Source organism: Clostridium sp. YIM B02555 (assembly GCF_022320955.1).
Taxonomy (GTDB): domain Bacteria; phylum Bacillota; class Clostridia; order Clostridiales; family Clostridiaceae; genus Clostridium; species Clostridium saccharoperbutylacetonicum.
The window spans coordinates 1-19,032 of sequence record NZ_JAKJJY010000012.1 but is presented as its reverse complement, the minus strand read 5'-3'; the positions used below and the strand labels follow the sequence as shown (position 1 = coordinate 19,032).

Here is a 19,032-nt window from a genome sequence, read left to right as displayed (position 1 = left end):
AGATTATGAATTAAGATTATATCTTGGCAACATGAAATATGTTTGGATATAATCTTAATTTAATATAAAATTAAGATAAATTAAGATGGTTTGATGAGAGTAAAACTTGGAAATAAGGAATTATAACTCTATATTATTCCAATTAAAAGTAGTGTAAAGCAAAAATATATTGAGCATTTAACTTATAATTTATAAGTCAGGTAGGAGTAAAATATGTTGGAAGAGAAAAAGGTTCTTATAGTAGATGATGAGAATAAGATAGTTGAAGTTATAAAATCATATCTAGAGAAGGAAGGTGCAATTGTATTTGAAGCATATGATGGTAATCAAGCATTAGAGGTGTTTGAAAGGATTAATCCAGATTTAATAGTTCTAGATCTAATGTTGCCAGATATGACAGGTGAAGAAATCTGCAACATAGTTAGAAAAAGATCTAGAGTACCGATTATAATGCTTACAGCAAAAATTGATGAAAAGAGTATAATTTCTGGATTACATATCGGAGCTGATGATTACATAACTAAACCTTTTAGTCCAAGAGAGCTTATAGCAAGAATATATGCTATATTTAGAAGACTTAATGAAGAAGTTGTACCTTTATCTAATGAAATTTCGTTTAATGATAATGATTTGGTAATTGATATGTTAAAGAAAGAAATAAGGAAAAATGGAGAGAATATAGCGCTTACCTCAAGGCAATATAAAATATTGATGACCTTACTTAAGTATCCTAACAAGACTTTTACAAGGGAGGAGCTTATAAGTACTGCACTTGGAGATGACTATGATGGATATGATCGTAATGTAGATACTCATGTTAAAAATATAAGACAAAAGATTGAAACCAATCCTAAGGATCCACAGTATATAATTACTGTCCATGGAACAGGCTATAGGTTTGGAGGAAAATTTAATGAAGAAAAATCTTAGAAACAGACTTTCGCTTTCATACATATTTATAACCATGATTTGTGTGGCACTCATTAGTATCCTTTCACACTTCTTTCTTGTAAATCAATTTAAAAATTATGTTATTCAAGAACGTGAAAGAGATAATAAAATTATTGTTGCAGCTATAAGTCGTGAGTATAGCAATAGTGCAAATTTCAATATTGAGGCAATTCAAAGTATTGGTGCTGGTGCAATTGAAAATGGATTATTTATCACTGTAAAAGATGCATCAAATAAAGTAATATGGGATGCTGAAACTTATAATAATATTAAATGTGAAGAAGTTAAAAATCGTTTAATTAGTACAATGCAAAAGATTTTTCCAACCTGGGAAAGCGAGTATTCTAAAGATGAATATCCAATAATATATGATTCTAATAAAGTAGGAACTATTAGTATAGGTCATTATGGTCCTTTTTATTATGACGAAAATGATATAATGTATTCAAAAACACTTAATAAAATACTTATAGGTGTTGGAGCAGCTTCTTTATTATTTGCATTAATATTAGGTTTAATAATGGCAGAAGGATTAAGCAGACCAATTTTAAAGGTTATAAATATAGCAGAGATGATTTCAAAAGGGGATTATAGTCAAAAGATTGAGAAGAAATCAAATGTTGAGGAGATAGACAAACTAACTTCCACCATTAATAGTCTTGGATATTCTCTTAATGAACAGGAAAAATTAAGGCAAAGACTAACAAGAGACGTTTCCCATGAACTTAGGACCCCACTTTCTACTCTTCAAAGTCATATGGAAGCACTGATAGATGGAATATGGGAGCCAACCCCAGAAAGGCTTATAAGCTGCCATGAAGAGATACTAAGACTTAATCGTCTTGTAGGAGATTTGGAAAAGTTAGCACAATATGAAAGTGAAAATCTCGTTTTAAATAAGACGGAGTTTAATATTGGTGAGGCTGTTAAAAATATAGTTCTAAACTTCGAAAAAGAATTTTTAAATAAAGGTGTATCTTTAATTTTTCATGAGAAAGATATTCTAGCGTATTTAGATAAAGATAAAATAAGCCAAGTTGTAGTTAATTTAATATCTAATGCCTTAAAATATACTCAGAAAGATGGCAAAGTGGAGGTTAATATAACTGAAGATAATAGTTTCATTGAACTAAGCGTTAAGGATACAGGGATAGGAATATCACAAGATGATTTACCTTATGTATTCGAGAGATTTTATAGAGCAGATGAGTCGAGACATAAATTAACAGGTGGAGCAGGGATAGGACTTACGATTTCTAAGTCTATAGTTGAAGCACATGGTGGAAATATAACAGTAGATAGCATGATTGGAAAAGGGGCTAATTTTGTAGTAAAAATAGCGAAAGTAGCATAAAGTTTTTTATACTATCTTCTAAAACTGTTGACAAAGTGTCAGCAGTTTTTTTTGTGCATATTTATACAATGTTTTGGGAAGATTGCAAAGACGAGGATAAGAATATCTCAAAATTTTTAAAATTATCTTCATAATATCTACACATGTTCTATGTATACTATTTCTTAAATGGAAAGCCCATTAAAATGAATGACATATTTAAACAATAAGTATTGAGAGGTGGTGAGGTTATGCCAAGTTTTATTGAAGCAAAAATGGCAATAAGTAAAGAGCTCAACGAAGTTGAGATGATTTTGAAAAACATTGGAAAAGATTTTAGTTCAGGTTCAACAGAAGAGGTATTTAAATATTTTTTTAAAGTTCCAGGAAAATATCTTCGGCCTAGTTTGGTAATACTTTCAGCTAAAGCTATAAAACCTGAAATGACTGCGGAGGAAAGAATAAAATTAATTAATTTATGTGTAGCAATTGAACTAATACATAGCGCAAGTTTAGCACATGACGATATAATTGACAATGATTTATTTCGCCGTGGTCAAAAAACTTTAAATAATATATATGGTAGAAAGGTAGCAGTTCTGGCAGGAGATGCCTTTTATGCCAAAGCATTTTCAATATTACTAAATCTATCAATGAATGATGCGGAACGGATAATTACACAAGTTATTGAAAAAATGTGCATTGCAGAAATCGAACAAGCACACAATTATGAAATTTCAAAGCAGGATTATCTCAATATAATAGAAGGTAAAACAGCATCATTTATGGCTGCTTGCTGTAAACTTGGAGCCAAAACAGTTAAAGGAAAAGAAGAAGAAATTACAGCTTTAGAAAATTACGGATTAAATTTAGGAATGGTATATCAAATAATTGATGATTGCATAGACGGTGATCCTAACGCAAGTAATAATAATATCACAGTTGAAAATGCTAAAAAATTTGCTTTAAAAGCTAAAGAAGTAATTGAAGATTTAGCGCCTTCAATTTATAAGGATTGTTTAAATGGTCTTTTAACTTATGTGCTTGAATCGTCTAATAGGAAAATAAAAAATGCTTAATATTGAAATTATAATAAATATTACAAGGGAGATGGAATGAAATGAAATTTTTTAATAATAAATATTTAGTTCCTATATGGACTATTTTGCGTATATGGTTGGGTTATCAATGGATAGTTCCAGCAATAGAAAAATTACAAGATCCAACTTGGGTAGGTAGTCAATCAGGTGTAGCTATAACAGGATTTTTAAAAGGAGCATTAGCTAAGTCAACAGGTGATCATCCATCGGTACAATGGTGGTATGCTAAATTCGTTGAAAATGTTGCACTGCCAAGTGCAGGAGTTTTTACATACGTAGTACCAGTTGGTGAACTTCTTGTTGGTATTAGTTTAATACTTGGTGCTTTTACTATTGCAGGTTTGATTGGTGGCGCATTTATGAATTTAAATTATTTATTAGCAGGAACTACTAGTACTAATCCAATTTTATATACTGCCGCTATAATTTTAATGGCAGCTGGAGCTAATGCATATAAAATAGGTATTGATCAGTTGATTATCTCTTTTTGGAAAAAGAAATATGGTAAAAGGTAAAAATATTTAATTTTACAAATAATAAGAAATCAAGACTTGAGGTAGGACATGAAGGGAGTCAAAAAAATGAAAAAGAAAACAATTATAGGTGCAGTAGCAGGTTTAATCTTTACGCTAGGTTTATCGACAGCAGCTTTTGCTGATGGGATGGGTAATATGGACATGGGAAAAGGCACTGAAAAAAGTGTAAGTGGTATTAAAGCAGAGTTAACTTTCAATAAAGATAATAAAGTTAAAACTGGTAAGAATGATGTGATGGTTACACTGCATGATAATAATAACAAAGAGGTTGAAAATGCTGAAGTTAAGTTAAGTGCAGAAATGGACAAGAATTCTGACATGGGTGGCATGAATATGGATAAGTCAAAGCCAATTGAAGCTGCATTAGAAAGTAGTGGAAGTGGTCAATACATGGGTAATATTGAGTTTACGGATAAAGGTAAATGGGTTGTTACAACTAATGTTACTGTAAATGGAGAGAAGAAGGATATAAAATTTGATGTTGATGTAGTAAGTGCAGGTCCAAACTGGGTTGTTATAGGAGGCTTTGTAGGGATTGTAGTAGTAATAATTATAGTAGCTGCTGTAAAGAAAAAAAGCAATAAGTAAAGCAAAAGAATAGAGGTGACTGTTTAATGTCAAAATTGGACAATAAACTTAGTGGTGAAACAAAAACATCGCAAGAGCAAAAAGGAAATAATTTATTAGATAATAAAATGCTTAAGAGCTTTATAAAAAGTAAATGGTACCCGGGAGTATTTCAATTATTTGTAGGATTAGTTTTTGCATTTATCGTATTTGAATTATTAACTGGTCCTGATGAAGCTCATGATAACTTTGGTACAGCAGGAACTTGGGTATTATGGTGGCCTATTCTTCCTATAATGTTATTTTTAACAGGTAGATTCTGGTGCTCCATATGTCCATTTGGAGCATTAAGCGATGTAATTCAAAAATTTATAGGAAATAAAAAGCCAGTACCTAGGTTTTTAAAAAAATATGGTGTATGGCTTATAGATGCAATGTTTTTAGCCATTACTTGGAGTGATCATGTATTTGGAGTAGTTGAATCGCCGAGAGGTTCAGGAACTTTACTTTTATTAATTACTATTGGAGTAATATTTTCTGGCGCATTTTGGGAACGAAGAACTTGGTGTAGATATCTTTGTTTCTTAGGAGGATTATCAGGAAACTATTCCAGAGCAGGGATGTTACAACTACGTGGAACAAAAGAAATATGTGCAAAATGTACAGCTGCACATTGCTATAAAGGAACTGAGAGGGCAGATGGATGTCCAATGTTTGAGTTCCCAAAAACTATGGAAGATAATTCAGAATGTAATTTCTGCGGTAACTGTGTAAAGAATTGCCCGAATAATTCAATTAATATATCATTGCGCGTACCTACAAAAGAATTATGGTTTATAAGAAAGCCAAGGTTAGATGCAGCATTTCTAGCTGTTGTAATAATGGGAATAGTATTTGTGCAAAATGTTACAATGTTAGAAATATGGGATGGAATGTTAACATGGCTTGAAAATGTAACAGGAACACAAAATTATGCTATTACTTTTACAATAACATTTATTATAGCAATGGCCATACCTGTAGCATTATTATCGGTAACAGGACTAGTTGCAAAAATATTCAATAAAGCTTCATTAAAAGAAAATTTCATGAGGTATGGATATGCCCTTATACCATTAGATATGGCTGCACATATAGCTCATAACTTATTCCATTTACTAGCAGAGGGAAAATCGGTATTTTATACATTTATAGAACTATTTGGAGCTAACATAGATCATACGTCTTCAGCTATTTTAGATAATCCAACAATACAAGTATTCCAATTTATATTAATAGCAATAGGAACTCTTGGTTCAATATATACTGTATATAAAATTTCTAAGAATAATTATGAATCAAAGACAGTTAGTACAACAATAGTATATACTATTCTTTTAATATTACTTGCTGTAGTGAATATAATGTTATTTTCATTACCTATGGCAATGCGTATGTAATAATACCTTATAGCTTATCTAAAAAAATTTTAGATAAGCTATAATATTATTTCTCGAATCTTATGAATGGAATAAATTAACACAAATAAAGAAAGATTACTTGATAGAGGTGATTAAAAATAAAATGACAATTGAAAAATTTAAGTTATTTATTAGGGCTTCAAGGCCTTTTTCTTTAACAGCTTCAGTAATTCCAGTTATACTTGGAGGAATGTTAGCATTAAAAGAGCCTAATTTTAATCTTGGATATTTTATACTTTCAGTCATAGCAATTATTTTTCTGCAATCTTCAGTAAATTTATTAAATGATCATGATGACTTTATAAATAAGGTTGATACAAAGGATTCTCATAGTTCCAGCGGAGTAGTTGTTGAAGGACTGCTGACTTTAAAAGAAGTATATAAAAGCGGAATATTATTACTGATTGTAGGTTGTTTAATTGGTTTATTCTTGGCTTACAATGTAGGAATTGTGATTTTAATTCTAGGGATTGTTGGTGCTTTGTGTGGATATTTTTATACAGGAAGACCATTAACGCTTAAATATAGAGGATTGGGTACACCTTTGGTATTTATAATTTTTGGACCATTAATGACACTTGGAGGGTATTATTTGCAGATGCAGAAGTTTACGATGCAGTCATTTTTAATATCAATTCCAACTGCACTTTTAACTACAGCAATATTACATGCTAATGATATTAGGGATATAAAACATGATAAGAAAGCTGGTATAAAAACACTGTCAATAAGTATAGGCCACAAGAAAGCGCAAAAAGTATATTTAAGCTTGATTGTACTTTCGTATATTTTTCTCATCATAATAATCATTTTAAAATATATTCCCTATATAAGTTTAATTTGTTTAATGACAGTACCAGCTGCTACTAAAAATATTAACAAATTAAGAATTGCTAAAGATTCAAGTGATTATATTGCAGAGCTTGATAAAGAAAGTGGTAAGCTTCAAGGTCAATTTGGAATTCTTTTGATTTTATCGTTACTTTTATCTTATATTTTATAGAAAGGTGGTAAAGCTTTGGATAAAAATGAAAGTAAAAATAAAGTAATTATTTCATCATTAATCATAGCTACAATATTGTGGTTTGTAATATTTGTAGTAAAGCCATTTAATTTTTGGATTGAAATGAGTGCGTCTATATTAGCGTTAGTAATGATAGCTTTGTTCTCCGATAAAAACTTAATTTCATTTAGCAATATAAAATTAAGGCACATATTAATAGGAATTATTTCAGCTATAATATTATACTTTGTTTTTTATGCTGGAAATATAATTTCGGGATATTTATTTCCATTTAAGGATGCTCAAATATCATTAGTTTATAGTAATAGGGCACAAGGGAGTTCATTATTCATTGGAATCCTATTACTGTTTATAATAGGACCTGGAGAAGAAATATATTGGAGAGGTTTTATACAAAAAAATCTTACGAAAAAATTTGGTGAAAATAAAGGATATATATTAGCAACTTTATTATATTCTGGTGTTCATATAATTACATTTAATTTTATGCTTGTGATAGCTGCATTAGTATGTGGAATATATTGGGGATGGATTTATAAGAAAGAGAAGAGCCTTGTACCAATAATAATATCTCATGCAATTTGGGATTTTACAGTATTTGTTTTGTTTCCACTAATGTAAGAGGATATTTAAAGTAACTCGTTGTGCTAGTTCTTTATGCTAATATCTTACATAATGAATGATGAATTATTCACCATTCATTTTTCACTATTTTAATCTTATTAAATTTACTAGCACAATACGTTAAAATAATAAAATTGCATAAGAGATATATGTAGGAAATAAAATTAATAAATAGATTAACAATGTTTTATAAATAGAAGAATAAAAAAGGTGTGGTGATTATAGTGGCAGAAATTAATGTATCAGAGGTGGAAAAGATTTTTTCTGTTATTGCAAAAAGATATGATATATTAAATTCAATTTTAACATTAAATATTGATAGACTATGGAGAAGAAAAGCAATAAAAATATGTGATATTAAGGAAGGACAAAAGGTGTTAGATTTATGTTGTGGCACAGGACAAATGATCAATTATGAATGCAAAGCTGTTGGAAAAAATACTACAGTTATTGGAATAGATTTTAGCCAAGAAATGCTTAACGTTGGAGCTAAAAGACTAAGTGAATCTCTAAAGGATTATAGATATAAATTAATTAAAGGAAGTATTACAAAATTACCATTTGAAGAAAACACCTTTGATTGTATTACAATAGCTTTTGGGTTAAGAAATATTGTTGATAAAAACAAAGCCTTATCAGAAATGTATAGAGTTTTAAAACCAGGAGGGAAAGTAATATGTTTAGAACTTTCTAAACCTAATATACCCATTTTAAAAAATATATATGATTTATACTTTAATTATGTATTACCAACAATCGGATCAATAGGTACAGGAGATAAAGAAGCATATTATTATCTTAGAGATTCAGTTAATATGTTTATGAGTAAAAAGCTACTTAAAGAAAAGTTTAGTGAGATTGGTTTTAAGGATGCAGGGTATAAGTCATTGACTTTTGGTATTTCATCTATACATTATGGTATTAAGTAAAAGGATATTTATTTAATATCAGAAATAGATATTCTATATTGCTATAATAAAATGAGAATTTTATTTAAATATAACTTTAATATTTGCATTACTTTCTTAAAAAGGTTTAAGGCTATAGACATTGAGAATTAATGCTTATAGCCTTTTTAATTTAAAATGATTTGTTAAAATATTATAGCAAATATTATGAGAAAAATATAACTGAATTGTTGTTTAAGTAATTGATTATACTTATTCAGATATTTGTTTAAGATAATGTATACCAACAATAATTTCATTATCAGAATTTGGGTTAAAACCTGAAGATTGGGAAGTATCATAATCATAAGAAAATCCAACTACAAAATTCCCTTTGCTAGAGGAATAACTTACATAAGTTGTGGAGGTATCCTTATCATATTTTTTCTGCACTTCCTTTACATCATCAGGTAATATGCTTTTTGCAAGTTTTACTGCTTCACTATAAGGTATTTTTGTAGGATTCACTTCACTTGCATAGGTATAATCTTTCAGTATTTCCATATATTTTTTGTTATTAATTTTAGGGATTGCCGCTTCACTTCCAACAAAACTTTCTTTAGTTTCATAGTAAGTATTAGATGAATATCCGTTATTATAATCTAATGTAGATTTATCTAAATCTTTATATTTCTTATCTATGTTAGTATTATCTTTTTCATTATCTTCTCTTTGATTTGCTTCAAGAATTTTTTGTGCTTCAGGGGTATTCTGATATTTCTTAGAAGTGTCATTTTCAGTATTATTTTTATTTTTTTCGATAGTATTATTAGCTGTAGTTTTAGAGTTATCTTGTGATGTACAGCTAATGGCTACAATTGGTAATAAAAATAATATTATTAACCCAATAAATTTTAGTTTTTTCACTGCATAAGCTCCTTTCACTATATTAAAATGGAATTTATTGCATTCACAATATGAGTAATAAATTATAGACAACAGAGTTAAATTGTATTTATATTGACCTGTTTGGTAAATGAATATATATAGTATCATAATATATGTTTAAGTTTAAAGTCAATAAAACCCAATTAGAATTTCTGTCAACAATTCTAACTTCTACATTGGTATAAATAGAGTTAAAATTTTCAAAGCAAATAGTTTCTGTATTCTTACCTTCATTGTAACTATAGAATTATGAAATTGAGTTGTTTGCAGATTTCACACGGTAAGTAGAAAACTTGTTCTTTGAAAATTGAATAATATGATTTTTACAAAATATGCTATAATTAATATAGGATATTAAATTATTATTCATTAGTTATTAATGTTAATAACTAAGATAGTAGTATTTTAAATTGGTTTAAACTATTAGGGGGAATTGAATTGAAATACAGATGTTTAATTTTAGACCATGATGATACAGTAGTTAAAAGTACTCCAGACATTCATTACCCTTCTTTTTTAGAAGCGTTAAAAACATTAAGACCAGAAATGGAACATTTAAGCCTTGAAGAATTTGTTTCATATTGCTTTAACCCAGGATTTTCAGATTTATGTAAAAATGTTTTGAAATTTAGCAAAGTTGAGCAAGAATATCAATATAAAATATGGAAGAGTTACACAAAAGAAAAATGCCCTGACTTTTATCCAGGTTTTCCCGAATTAATAAAAGAGTATAAAAAATTAGGTGGAATAATATGTGTTGTGTCTCATTCAGAAAGCGAACAAATCATAAGAGACTATATTTCACATTGTGATTTAACTCCTGATTTAATATTTGGCTGGGAGTTAGAAGAACATCAGAGAAAACCAAATCCTTATCCTATTATTGAAATTATGAAAAGATTTGATTTAAATAATAATGAAATGTTAGTATTAGATGATTTAAAACCAGGATTGGATATGGCAAGAAGTTGTAATGTAGCATTTGCAGGAGCAGGATGGTCTCACATAATTCCTGAAATAAAAAATTATATGATAAATAAGTCAGATTATTATTTTTCAACTGTCGAATTATTTAAGAAGTTTATATTATCTACATAGGGTTTTATCAAGACGGAATATTCTTTAGTTTAATTCACCAGAGTATAGAAAAATACAAGCTTGTATATTTATATTTCTTTGTGGCCATTTATTTTTTAGATTAAACATATTGAATATGTTATAATACAACGCATAATATAATAATTTAGTGGGTGAAATTTAAGAAATTCTTAAAGTGAAGAATAATTAACGAAATTTTAAGGAGGAAATAGGCTATGAACGATAATGATAAAACATCTTTAAGCAAAGAAGAGTTGATAAAACAGATATTAGAAAAAGATAAAGATTTAAGTGGAAGTAATATTAATGAAGAACTGATGCATGAACTAATCAGTGGGAAAATATCAAAAAATATAAATGAAGCAGATGATAAAAATTCAACATTAGGGCAAAGAGCTGCTGACAAAATAGCAGCCTTTGGTGGAAGCTGGGCATTTATAATAAGTTTTGCTATGGTCTTAGCAATTTGGATTATAGGAAATGCTTTTATTTTAAGTAATAAAGCCTTTGACCCATATCCATTTGTATTTTTGAATCTAATATTATCATGCCTTGCAGCGATACAAGCACCTATAATTATGATGTCACAAAATCGTCAATCAGAAAAAGATAGATTAACGGCTGCTAATGATTATCTTGTTAATTTAAAATCTGAAATTATAATAGAAGATTTACACTATAAAATTGATATGCTAATGGAACAACAAGAAAGAAATACTAAAACTATAGAAATTTTATTGAAAACAATAGAAGAACTTAAGAGCATTAATTAAATGAAGTCTGGAATGAAAGAAATCATCAACTTGTATGTTGATGATTTGTGTTATTGGTCAGAAGAACTTGTTATAACAAGAAACACTGAATTTTGATACTTATTTTGGAGGTATACAGTTGAATAAAAAAGATTACAGTAAAGAAAAAAATAGTGAGAATGATGCCTCCTTTGATGGGATTGAACAAGCATTATTATATGCAGGGATTCCATGTATAATTTTTTTAATATTATCAGATTGTTTTAGTGATTGGTATTATAATTTTCAAATTTTTGAATTTGCAAATGAAAATACACTACTATTTATTCATGATAGCATATCATCTACAATAATATTTTTTTCACCACCGATAATAATATTTTTAATAATGTTAAATATAACAACTGATCCTCATATAAAAATTGTTAATGACTCTTATATTAAAACTAAGACATATTCTTCTATTAAAATTATGAAAGTAAGGTTTTGTTTATTTATTGCAATTATCATACTTTTAATTTCGGCATTTCTAATTCTAAGTGGATTTTTTAGTTATACAAATATAACTACAGAAGGGATATATATTAGAAATAGTTTTGTATCAAATGTTAAAGAATATAATTATAATGATGTGACATATGTAGATGTATCATATAGAAGAGGGAATAAGGGTGCAATATTAATTGATTATGATATATATTTAAATGATGGGAAAATAGTACATGCAGATGATTCAAATAATTTTTTTGATAATATAGTTAAAGTAGATGAATTACTACGAAGTAAAAAAATTAAAATTAATAGACAAAAAATATTGGAAAAGGACTATGGTGATTTTGAGAGTCGATTTAAAGGATCAGGAAAAACCAATGTTCCAAATTTATTAGAAGTTGTATTAAAAATCTTGGATAAATAAAATATAAAGCTATGGATTATTAGTATTTTGTCCATCTTGTAAATCATTATTAAAGCATACATATAAATAGTGGTAAAGAGTAAGGCTATTATTTTTAAAACATATTATATTAGAAGTCTTACTAAAGGAGGATTAAGATGGAAGCTTGGAATTGCAGTAAGAAACCAAATGATTGTCCATATAGATTTGATTATCGCAGATGTATAAAATTAAATTGCCCATATCCAAATGAGTATGCACTGAAAGAAGCATCTTTATTTTATGGTTATTCTTTTTCTATATACATTAGGTGAAAGTTCCATATTTTTTTTAAAAATCCTTGAAAAATGATCAACACTAGTATAACCAATCTCATAAGCAATAGATTCAATAGACATGTTAGTATTTAATAATAAGTCTTTAGCATGTTGTAAACGGCAATTTGTAAGTAAATCTACAAATCCAATATTTAGTCGGCTTTTTAACAGTTTACTTAAGTAAGTCTCATTATAGTTAAATTTTTGAGCTAATATTTTTAAATTGATGGTTTTATAATTCTCCTGTATATATTCAATTATTAAACCTAGAAGATGATCATTTGAATTATGAAACTTGTAAAAACAATCATTAAATCTGAAATCTCTTAATATAGTTATGAAAAGCAAGTTTATATAATGAATGCATGTTGAATTAGAATATTCATCAACATAATTAGTTTCAGTGTATAAGCTTTTTATGATAGCTTTTATGGTTCTATCATTATTATTTGTAAAAATTAAATAATTTGCTGTTGGATGCTCTTTGTAAAAGATACTTCTTACAAAAGCAGAGATAATATCAAATTCAGATAATACATTAAAGAATGTTTTATCAAAGGTACTTTTTCTAATGGATAAGCTTAGAACTAAACTATCTCCATTTACAATGATATTGTGCATAGATTCAGGAGAGGTTATGCATATATTTCCTTCAGTTAGTGCTTTGGCTTTTCCTTCGAAAACTATAGTACAATCGCCTTCATATACATAATATACATCAAAGCATGAGTGACTATTTTCAGGTGTATTGTTATAATTGAATAATTTAAGTACATAACAATCTAAGTTATATGGAATAAGAGCAGAGTCTACAATCGTACCTCTGCTTTTTTTAGGTAAAATTAATGTATTAATTATATCTGATGAGATTTGTGTATTATTAATACAATCAATAAATTCTTCATGGGATAATGTTAAGAACTTTTTGAAAGTGTTTTTTTGTTTAGATGTCTTTTTTTGCTTAATTAAGTCCAACATGACAGTTGGAGCAGTTAAGCATTTTTTATTTTCAAGGTAATATGAACGTAAATAATCAGAAACATCTTTATATAATATGTAATCCATAATGATCCTTTCATTTCAAAGCAAAATTTATTTATGAAGGCATTATTAAGTATTATTGAAAAATGCCCAATATGCATGGCGCTGCAAGAAATATTAGAATGAACATAGTTCATATTGTAAACCAATCACTATAATAATATGATTTTTAACACTGTCTTAGTAAAATCCAAAAAAAAGTCGGATTCATGTATAATAATAACATTAAACAAAAGTAAAGTAAACGATATAATTGAAGTGTCAAAACAGTCTTAACTAATTAATTGAGGGCAGAAAAGGGGAAGTATAATGAAAAATTTAAACGTATCTCAAAGTAAATTGGAAAAAGTACTAGGACCAGCAGCTGGTTGGTTAAATGAAAACAGATTTATTACAGCATTATCACAGGGATTTATGGGGATTCTTCCTGTCACATTAGGAGTTGCAATTATTGCAATTTTAATAAATTTTCCTATAGATGCTTGGAAAGCTCTTTTAACTCAGGTAGGTTTATATGCAGTTGGTCAAGAGTTTATATCAACTACCTTATCATTACTAGCAGTTTATGTGGTGGGAAGTATCGGGTATAACTTTGCTAAAAATGATGGTAAAAATGGAATGATTGGTTCTATTTTATCATTAGCTACATTCATTACATTGATTCCATTAGATGTAGTATCTATTAAGGAAGCACCTGTAAGTGTAATTAGAATTTCGTATTTAGGATCTGATGGGTTCTTTGTTGCTATGTTGTGCGGATTATTAATTCCTTATGTATATTGTAAACTTACTGATTTAAAATTAGTGCTAAAGTTACCTGATTCTGTTCCACCAATGGTTTCTAAATCATTAGCACCAACTTTTACATCAATGATAATTTTTACAGGCGTGTTTTTTATTAAATATTTCTTTAAATCAACTTCCTTTGGAGATGTTTTTACAATGGTTACTACAGTAATTGCTAAACCTATTATGCAATTTGGTGCTACACCAATTTCCTTGATTGTTGTATTTACATTGATTAATTTATTTTGGTTCTTTGGAATTCATCCTAATGCTGTTTTAAGTTGCTATATGCCCGTATTAATAGCTACATCAATAGCAAATCAAAGTGCATATGCTGCAGGAAACGCAATGCCATATATTACCTTTGCATTAGTTGGATCAGTGGTGCAAATTGGTGGCGCAGGAAATACATTGGGATTATGTATAGCAACATTGTTTGCTAAATCTGAGAAGTATAAAGCATTAAGAAAGTTAGTAATACCAGCAAATATTTTCAATATCAATGAACCTGTTATTTTTGGATTTCCAATTGTTATGAATCCAATTTATTTCATACCTATGGTTTTAACTCCAATTGCATCAGGATTAATAACTATATTTATGCTTAATATTGTTCCAGTAACATTAAATCCTTTTGCATCATTAGCTACAATGCCTTGGGTAACACCAATTTTCGTTGTTGCAAGCTTACAAGGTGGGTTAGCATTTTTGTTAATTTTTATAATATGCGTGTTGGCACATTTTCTAATATATCTACCATTCTTTAAAATGGATGATGCCAATGCATATAGATTAGAACTTGAAAATCAAGAAACTATAGATGCAAATTCTATAAAAGCATAGGTATTAAGCAGATAGGAGCATAAATAAAATGGCAACAGCAAGAATAGAATTTTTTTCTAAAGCATTAATGAGAGTAGTTAATATTAATGTAATAATCCCAGTAGATAAAGTTACATTAGATGGTAATATGGATATTAAAAAAGAGTATAAGACCTTATACTTATTACATGGAGTATTTGGAGGCCAATCGGATTGGTTAAATGAAACTAATATTAAGAGATTGAGCGAAAAAAGGCAATTAGTAGTAGTAATGCCTGCAGGTGAAAATAAGTTTTATGTAGACAATGAAAAATCGGGTGATATGTTTTCGCAATTTATTGGTGAAGAATTAGTTAAAATAATGAGAAGTATGTTCCCACTTTCTAAAAAACGTGAGGATACTTTTATTACAGGGTTATCCATGGGAGGATATGGGGCACTGATAAATGGTTTAAAATATTCTAATACCTTTGGATATATTGGATGTATTTCACCAGCTTTGGTAATTGATCAAGCTGTAAATTCAAGAGATTCAGAAGATATACCTCTTATTGGTAGAAAGAGTTATTTTGAAAGTGTGTTTGGTGATTTAACAAAATTGTATGGAAGTGATAAGGATTATAGAGGATTAATTAAAAGTTTAAAAGCTAGAAAAGAGAAGATTCCTAAGCTTTATATGGCATGTGGGACTGAAGATTTTTTAATTGAAGAAGTAAGAAAATATCAAGCCTTTTTAGGTGAAGAAAATATTGATATTACTTATGTTGAAAGTCCTGGGGAACATGATTGGTTGTTTTGGAACGAACATATTAACAAGATATTAGAGTGGTTACCATTAGAAAAGGAATCAAGCTATATCAGTAGTGGAGATGTGTCCAAAAATAACAAATAATGATTAAGTGATTTTGTAGTAAAGAAGGAGATAGAGATATGGGCTTTTCAAAAGATTTTTTATGGGGAAGTGCCTCAGCTGCTTACCAGATTGAAGGAGGGTGGAATGAAGACGGAAAAGGTGTATCTAGTTGGGATACTTTTGTTAGAATTCCTAATAAAACATTTAAAGCAACCACAGGCGATGTAGCAGTAGATCATTATCATCGTTATGAAGAGGATATTGCATTAATGGCAGAAATGGGACTTAAAACGTATCGTTTTTCAATTTCCTGGTCTCGAATTATCCCTGATGGAAATGGCAAAGTTAATGAAAAAGGATTAGCTTTTTACGACAACATTATAGATACTTGTTTAAGCTACGGCATTGAACCAATGGTTACTATTTATCATTGGGATTTGCCACAAGCATTATTAGATGCCTACGGAGGATGGGAAAATCGAAGAATCGTTGATGATTTTGTGAATTATGCAACGGTATTGTTTGAGCATTACGGTGATAGAATAAAATATTGGATAACAATGAATGAACAAAATGTTTTTACAGCTCTCGGCTGGCTAGCTGGTATGCATCCACCTGGAAAACTTGAGGATTACAAAATGTTTTATACTGTAAATCATCATGCTAACATGGCACATGCAAAAAGTGTAATTGCATTAAAAGAAAAATATCCAAATGCTAATGTTGGTGCAAGCTTTGCTTTTAGTCCATGCTATGCAATAGATTGTAATCCTATTAATGCTATGGCTAAAAGAAATTTTGATGATTTACAAATCTATTATTGGATGGATGTATATGCTTATGGTAGATATCCGAAAGCAGCACTAACTTATTTAAGTAAACAGGGGATTCAAATACCAATTGAAGAAAACGATGAGGTAGTTTTAAAACAGGCAGCAAAGCTAATTGATTTTATGGGAGTAAACTATTATCAAAGTACTGTAGCTGAGTATAATCCGTTAGATGGTGTAAAAACAGAGCACAAAATGAATAATACTGGTAAGAAAGGAACTTCTAAAGCACAAGGAGTACCTGGATTGTACAAAAATCCAAGCAATCCAAATTTGAAAACAACAGATTGGGATTGGGCAATCGATCCAATGGGAATTCGTATGTGTTGTCGTGAAATCACAAGTCGCTATGATTTGCCTATAGTGATATCTGAAAATGGTTTAGGCGCATTCGATGAATTAGAAGAGGGAAATGTGATTCATGATCCATATCGTATAGATTACTTAAAAGCACATATTGAAGAATTAAAAATAGCTGTTGAAGAAGGTTGCGATGTGTGGGCATATTGTACATGGTCCTTTACAGATTTATTAAGCTGGCTGAATGGTTATCAAAAGCGTTATGGTTTTGTATATGTTGACAGAGAAGAAGAGGAAAACAAAAAAACCTTAAGTAGATACAAAAAAGATTCATACTATTGGTACAAAACTGTCATTGAAAGTAATGGAAAAATATTGTAGTTGAAAGACAATGATAATAAAATGATACAAAATTATTATTTATATAGGCCATTGAAAAATGCATTTAAATTTAAGGATGGCACTGAAAAAGCGCCTTTCGGAAAATTAGATCATAAAAATTGTTTTCTAACAATTTTTATGGTCTTTTATGTTATACATAGATTATAAAAAATAATGCAGGTAATTCATATAATAAAATGAGGTGATTTTATGAAGGTGCCTTAATGTTTATGTGGTTTATATTCATTATAAGGCAAATTAATTGTAACTCCAGATTCATCAAATTTATAATTTGTGCCATTGAGCGGAGTATCGCCAGAAATTAGATTCAGTCCTATGGTGTAAATTGCGTCAGCATGGGCACGTGAATCTTGTACAACAGTACCTGTCATAATGCCTTGATCAATTAATTCTTTAGCTTTTGACAATCCATCAATGCCAACCACTGGTATATGCTTAAATTTATCTCCTGTATTATAGCCATATTTTTGTAATGATTCAATTGCGCCTATTGCCATAGCATCATTATTAGAAATTATTGCTTCGATTTTACCATCAAGAGTTAATAAGCTTGATTCTATTGAAACTCTGGCGCATTCTTCTTCCCAATTACAAGGTATTGATAAAAGTTCCTGAGTTCTTATTCCTGCTTCATTAATTGTTGAAATAGAATATTTAGTTCTTGCAATTGTTTCTGGACTATTAGTTGGACCTTTTAGCATAACATACTGAATTATATTATCTTTATTTCTATCTAAATCTTTTTTATTAGCATTCCATGTATCTACTAGGATCTTGCATTGAAGAATTCCAGACTGATTTACATCTGTATCAATAATGATAGAATTATGGTAATTTTTTACAAAGTTTATTATTGGATTAGTTTTTGCATAATATAAAATCAATGGAATATTTTTTTGTACTATTTTATTAAGAGTATCTTGAAGCTGATCAATATTAGTACTAACTGGATTTAATACCAAAAGGTCAAAATTTTCATTGAGTGCTTTATCAATATCTTCATTTTGAATGACTTGATTTCCATTTGCATTAAAAAAAGTAAATTGAACTTTGTTTTCATTTTCACTTTGAATATCTTCTAAGTCTTTTTTCACATTGGAAATAAATATGTCATTAAAGCTATCTAAGAATACAGCTACTTTAAGTGGAGTTTGAGAACTACTATTTGGGATAGCATATGTAGTTTTGTTAATACTTTGTAATAAAAATATAGAGATAAAAGTAAGAGATAGTATCTTTTTAAATATTTTCATATAAACCCTCCATGAAGTAATTCTATGAATAATCAAGCTATTTTTTAATAACAGATTAATAGATTCATATTTGTTAAATTATTATATTTAATACTAGATTGTCTCTCAATGAAAAATTTATTCTATATTTAAAAATCTATAGATATCTATCAAGAGAATTAGACATATGCGTAACTTACCGAAATTAAACACATATTTATTCCAGCGGACTAATGAAATTTTCGCTGGATGGGTTCTAAGTGGAAGGTTGCAC

At 28.8% G+C, this 19,032-nt stretch carries 19 protein-coding genes; 16 read left to right on the top strand and 3 right to left on the bottom strand.

What is annotated here, in order from left to right; all coding sequences use genetic code 11:
- The first annotated feature begins 213 nt into the window (after window positions 1–213).
- From L3B98_RS16550 to ubiE, 9 genes are all read left to right on the top strand, one after another.
- A complete protein-coding gene (locus L3B98_RS16550) occupies window positions 214–930 on the top strand; it encodes a response regulator transcription factor (RefSeq protein ID WP_238917556.1) in 717 nt (238 codons plus the stop codon).
- On the top strand, window positions 914–2,305 hold the full coding sequence (locus L3B98_RS16545) for an ATP-binding protein (protein WP_238917555.1): 1,392 nt from the start codon (window positions 914–916) through the stop codon (window positions 2,303–2,305). Before L3B98_RS16550 ends, L3B98_RS16545 begins: the two co-directional genes overlap by 17 nt.
- 230 nt (window positions 2,306–2,535) lie before the next feature.
- A complete protein-coding gene (locus tag L3B98_RS16540) occupies window positions 2,536–3,363 on the top strand; it encodes a polyprenyl synthetase family protein (protein ID WP_238917554.1) in 828 nt (275 codons plus the stop codon).
- A gap of 41 nt (window positions 3,364–3,404) precedes the next feature.
- Window positions 3,405–3,899 (top strand): DoxX family membrane protein, encoded by a 495-nt coding sequence (locus tag L3B98_RS16535; RefSeq protein ID WP_238917553.1) that lies wholly within the window; start codon window positions 3,405–3,407, stop codon window positions 3,897–3,899.
- Window positions 3,900–3,965: 66 nt separating this feature from the next.
- On the top strand, window positions 3,966–4,508 hold the full coding sequence (locus L3B98_RS16530; protein WP_238917552.1) for a FixH family protein: 543 nt from the start codon (window positions 3,966–3,968) through the stop codon (window positions 4,506–4,508).
- 26 nt (window positions 4,509–4,534) lie between these two features.
- Window positions 4,535–5,926, top strand: a complete 1,392-nt coding sequence (locus L3B98_RS16525; RefSeq protein WP_238917551.1) for a 4Fe-4S binding protein — start codon at window positions 4,535–4,537, stop codon at window positions 5,924–5,926.
- A gap of 124 nt (window positions 5,927–6,050) precedes the next feature.
- Window positions 6,051–6,950: a 1,4-dihydroxy-2-naphthoate octaprenyltransferase gene (gene menA / locus L3B98_RS16520; RefSeq protein WP_238917550.1), complete on the top strand. Its 900-nt coding sequence runs from the start codon at window positions 6,051–6,053 to the stop codon at window positions 6,948–6,950.
- A gap of 15 nt (window positions 6,951–6,965) precedes the next feature.
- Window positions 6,966–7,592: a type II CAAX endopeptidase family protein gene (locus tag L3B98_RS16515; protein ID WP_238917549.1), complete on the top strand. Its 627-nt coding sequence runs from the start codon at window positions 6,966–6,968 to the stop codon at window positions 7,590–7,592.
- A 227-nt stretch (window positions 7,593–7,819) separates the two neighbouring features.
- On the top strand, window positions 7,820–8,524 hold the full coding sequence (gene ubiE, locus L3B98_RS16510; RefSeq protein ID WP_238917548.1) for a bifunctional demethylmenaquinone methyltransferase/2-methoxy-6-polyprenyl-1,4-benzoquinol methylase UbiE: 705 nt from the start codon (window positions 7,820–7,822) through the stop codon (window positions 8,522–8,524).
- Between the two features lie 231 nt (window positions 8,525–8,755).
- On the opposite strand, the gene L3B98_RS16505 is transcribed toward ubiE, so the two are convergent.
- Entirely contained in the window at window positions 8,756–9,409 is a 654-nt protein-coding gene (locus tag L3B98_RS16505; protein WP_238917547.1) for a hypothetical protein, read from the bottom strand.
- 459 nt (window positions 9,410–9,868) lie between these two features.
- On the opposite strand from L3B98_RS16505, the gene L3B98_RS16500 reads away from it, so the two are divergent.
- The 4 genes from L3B98_RS16500 to L3B98_RS16485 all read left to right on the top strand — a co-directional run bounded on the left by L3B98_RS16500 (window position 9,869) and on the right by L3B98_RS16485 (window position 12,403).
- On the top strand, window positions 9,869–10,528 hold the full coding sequence (locus L3B98_RS16500) for an HAD hydrolase-like protein (protein ID WP_238917546.1): 660 nt from the start codon (window positions 9,869–9,871) through the stop codon (window positions 10,526–10,528).
- Between the two features lie 215 nt (window positions 10,529–10,743).
- On the top strand, window positions 10,744–11,301 hold the full coding sequence (locus L3B98_RS16495; protein WP_238917545.1) for a DUF1003 domain-containing protein: 558 nt from the start codon (window positions 10,744–10,746) through the stop codon (window positions 11,299–11,301).
- A 118-nt stretch (window positions 11,302–11,419) separates the two neighbouring features.
- The gene (locus L3B98_RS16490) at window positions 11,420–12,196 is read left to right on the top strand and encodes a hypothetical protein (protein ID WP_238917544.1); all 777 of its coding nucleotides are present in this window, start codon (window positions 11,420–11,422) and stop codon (window positions 12,194–12,196) included.
- 69 nt (window positions 12,197–12,265) lie between these two features.
- Window positions 12,266–12,403, top strand: a complete 138-nt coding sequence (locus tag L3B98_RS16485; RefSeq protein WP_238917543.1) for a hypothetical protein — start codon at window positions 12,266–12,268, stop codon at window positions 12,401–12,403.
- A 47-nt stretch (window positions 12,404–12,450) separates the two neighbouring features.
- On the opposite strand, the gene L3B98_RS16480 is transcribed toward L3B98_RS16485, so the two are convergent.
- Complete coding sequence (locus tag L3B98_RS16480; RefSeq protein ID WP_238917542.1) at window positions 12,451–13,557, bottom strand: AraC family transcriptional regulator; 1,107 nt, start codon at window positions 13,555–13,557, stop codon at window positions 12,451–12,453.
- Window positions 13,558–13,842: 285 nt separating this feature from the next.
- Between L3B98_RS16480 and L3B98_RS16475 the strand changes: the two genes are divergently transcribed.
- From L3B98_RS16475 to L3B98_RS16465, 3 genes are read left to right on the top strand one after another with little or no spacing between them, the layout of a single operon-like run.
- The gene (locus L3B98_RS16475) at window positions 13,843–15,162 is read left to right on the top strand and encodes a PTS transporter subunit EIIC (RefSeq protein WP_238917541.1); all 1,320 of its coding nucleotides are present in this window, start codon (window positions 13,843–13,845) and stop codon (window positions 15,160–15,162) included.
- A gap of 28 nt (window positions 15,163–15,190) precedes the next feature.
- Window positions 15,191–16,033, top strand: coding sequence for an alpha/beta hydrolase family protein (locus L3B98_RS16470; RefSeq protein WP_238917540.1), 843 nt, complete (start codon window positions 15,191–15,193; stop codon window positions 16,031–16,033).
- A gap of 38 nt (window positions 16,034–16,071) precedes the next feature.
- Window positions 16,072–17,505: a glycoside hydrolase family 1 protein gene (locus tag L3B98_RS16465; protein WP_238917539.1), complete on the top strand. Its 1,434-nt coding sequence runs from the start codon at window positions 16,072–16,074 to the stop codon at window positions 17,503–17,505.
- Window positions 17,506–17,726: 221 nt separating this feature from the next.
- On the opposite strand, the gene L3B98_RS16460 is transcribed toward L3B98_RS16465, so the two are convergent.
- The gene (locus L3B98_RS16460) at window positions 17,727–18,779 is read right to left on the bottom strand and encodes a galactose ABC transporter substrate-binding protein (RefSeq protein WP_238917538.1); all 1,053 of its coding nucleotides are present in this window, start codon (window positions 18,777–18,779) and stop codon (window positions 17,727–17,729) included.
- Window positions 18,780–19,032: the final 253 nt, after the last annotated feature.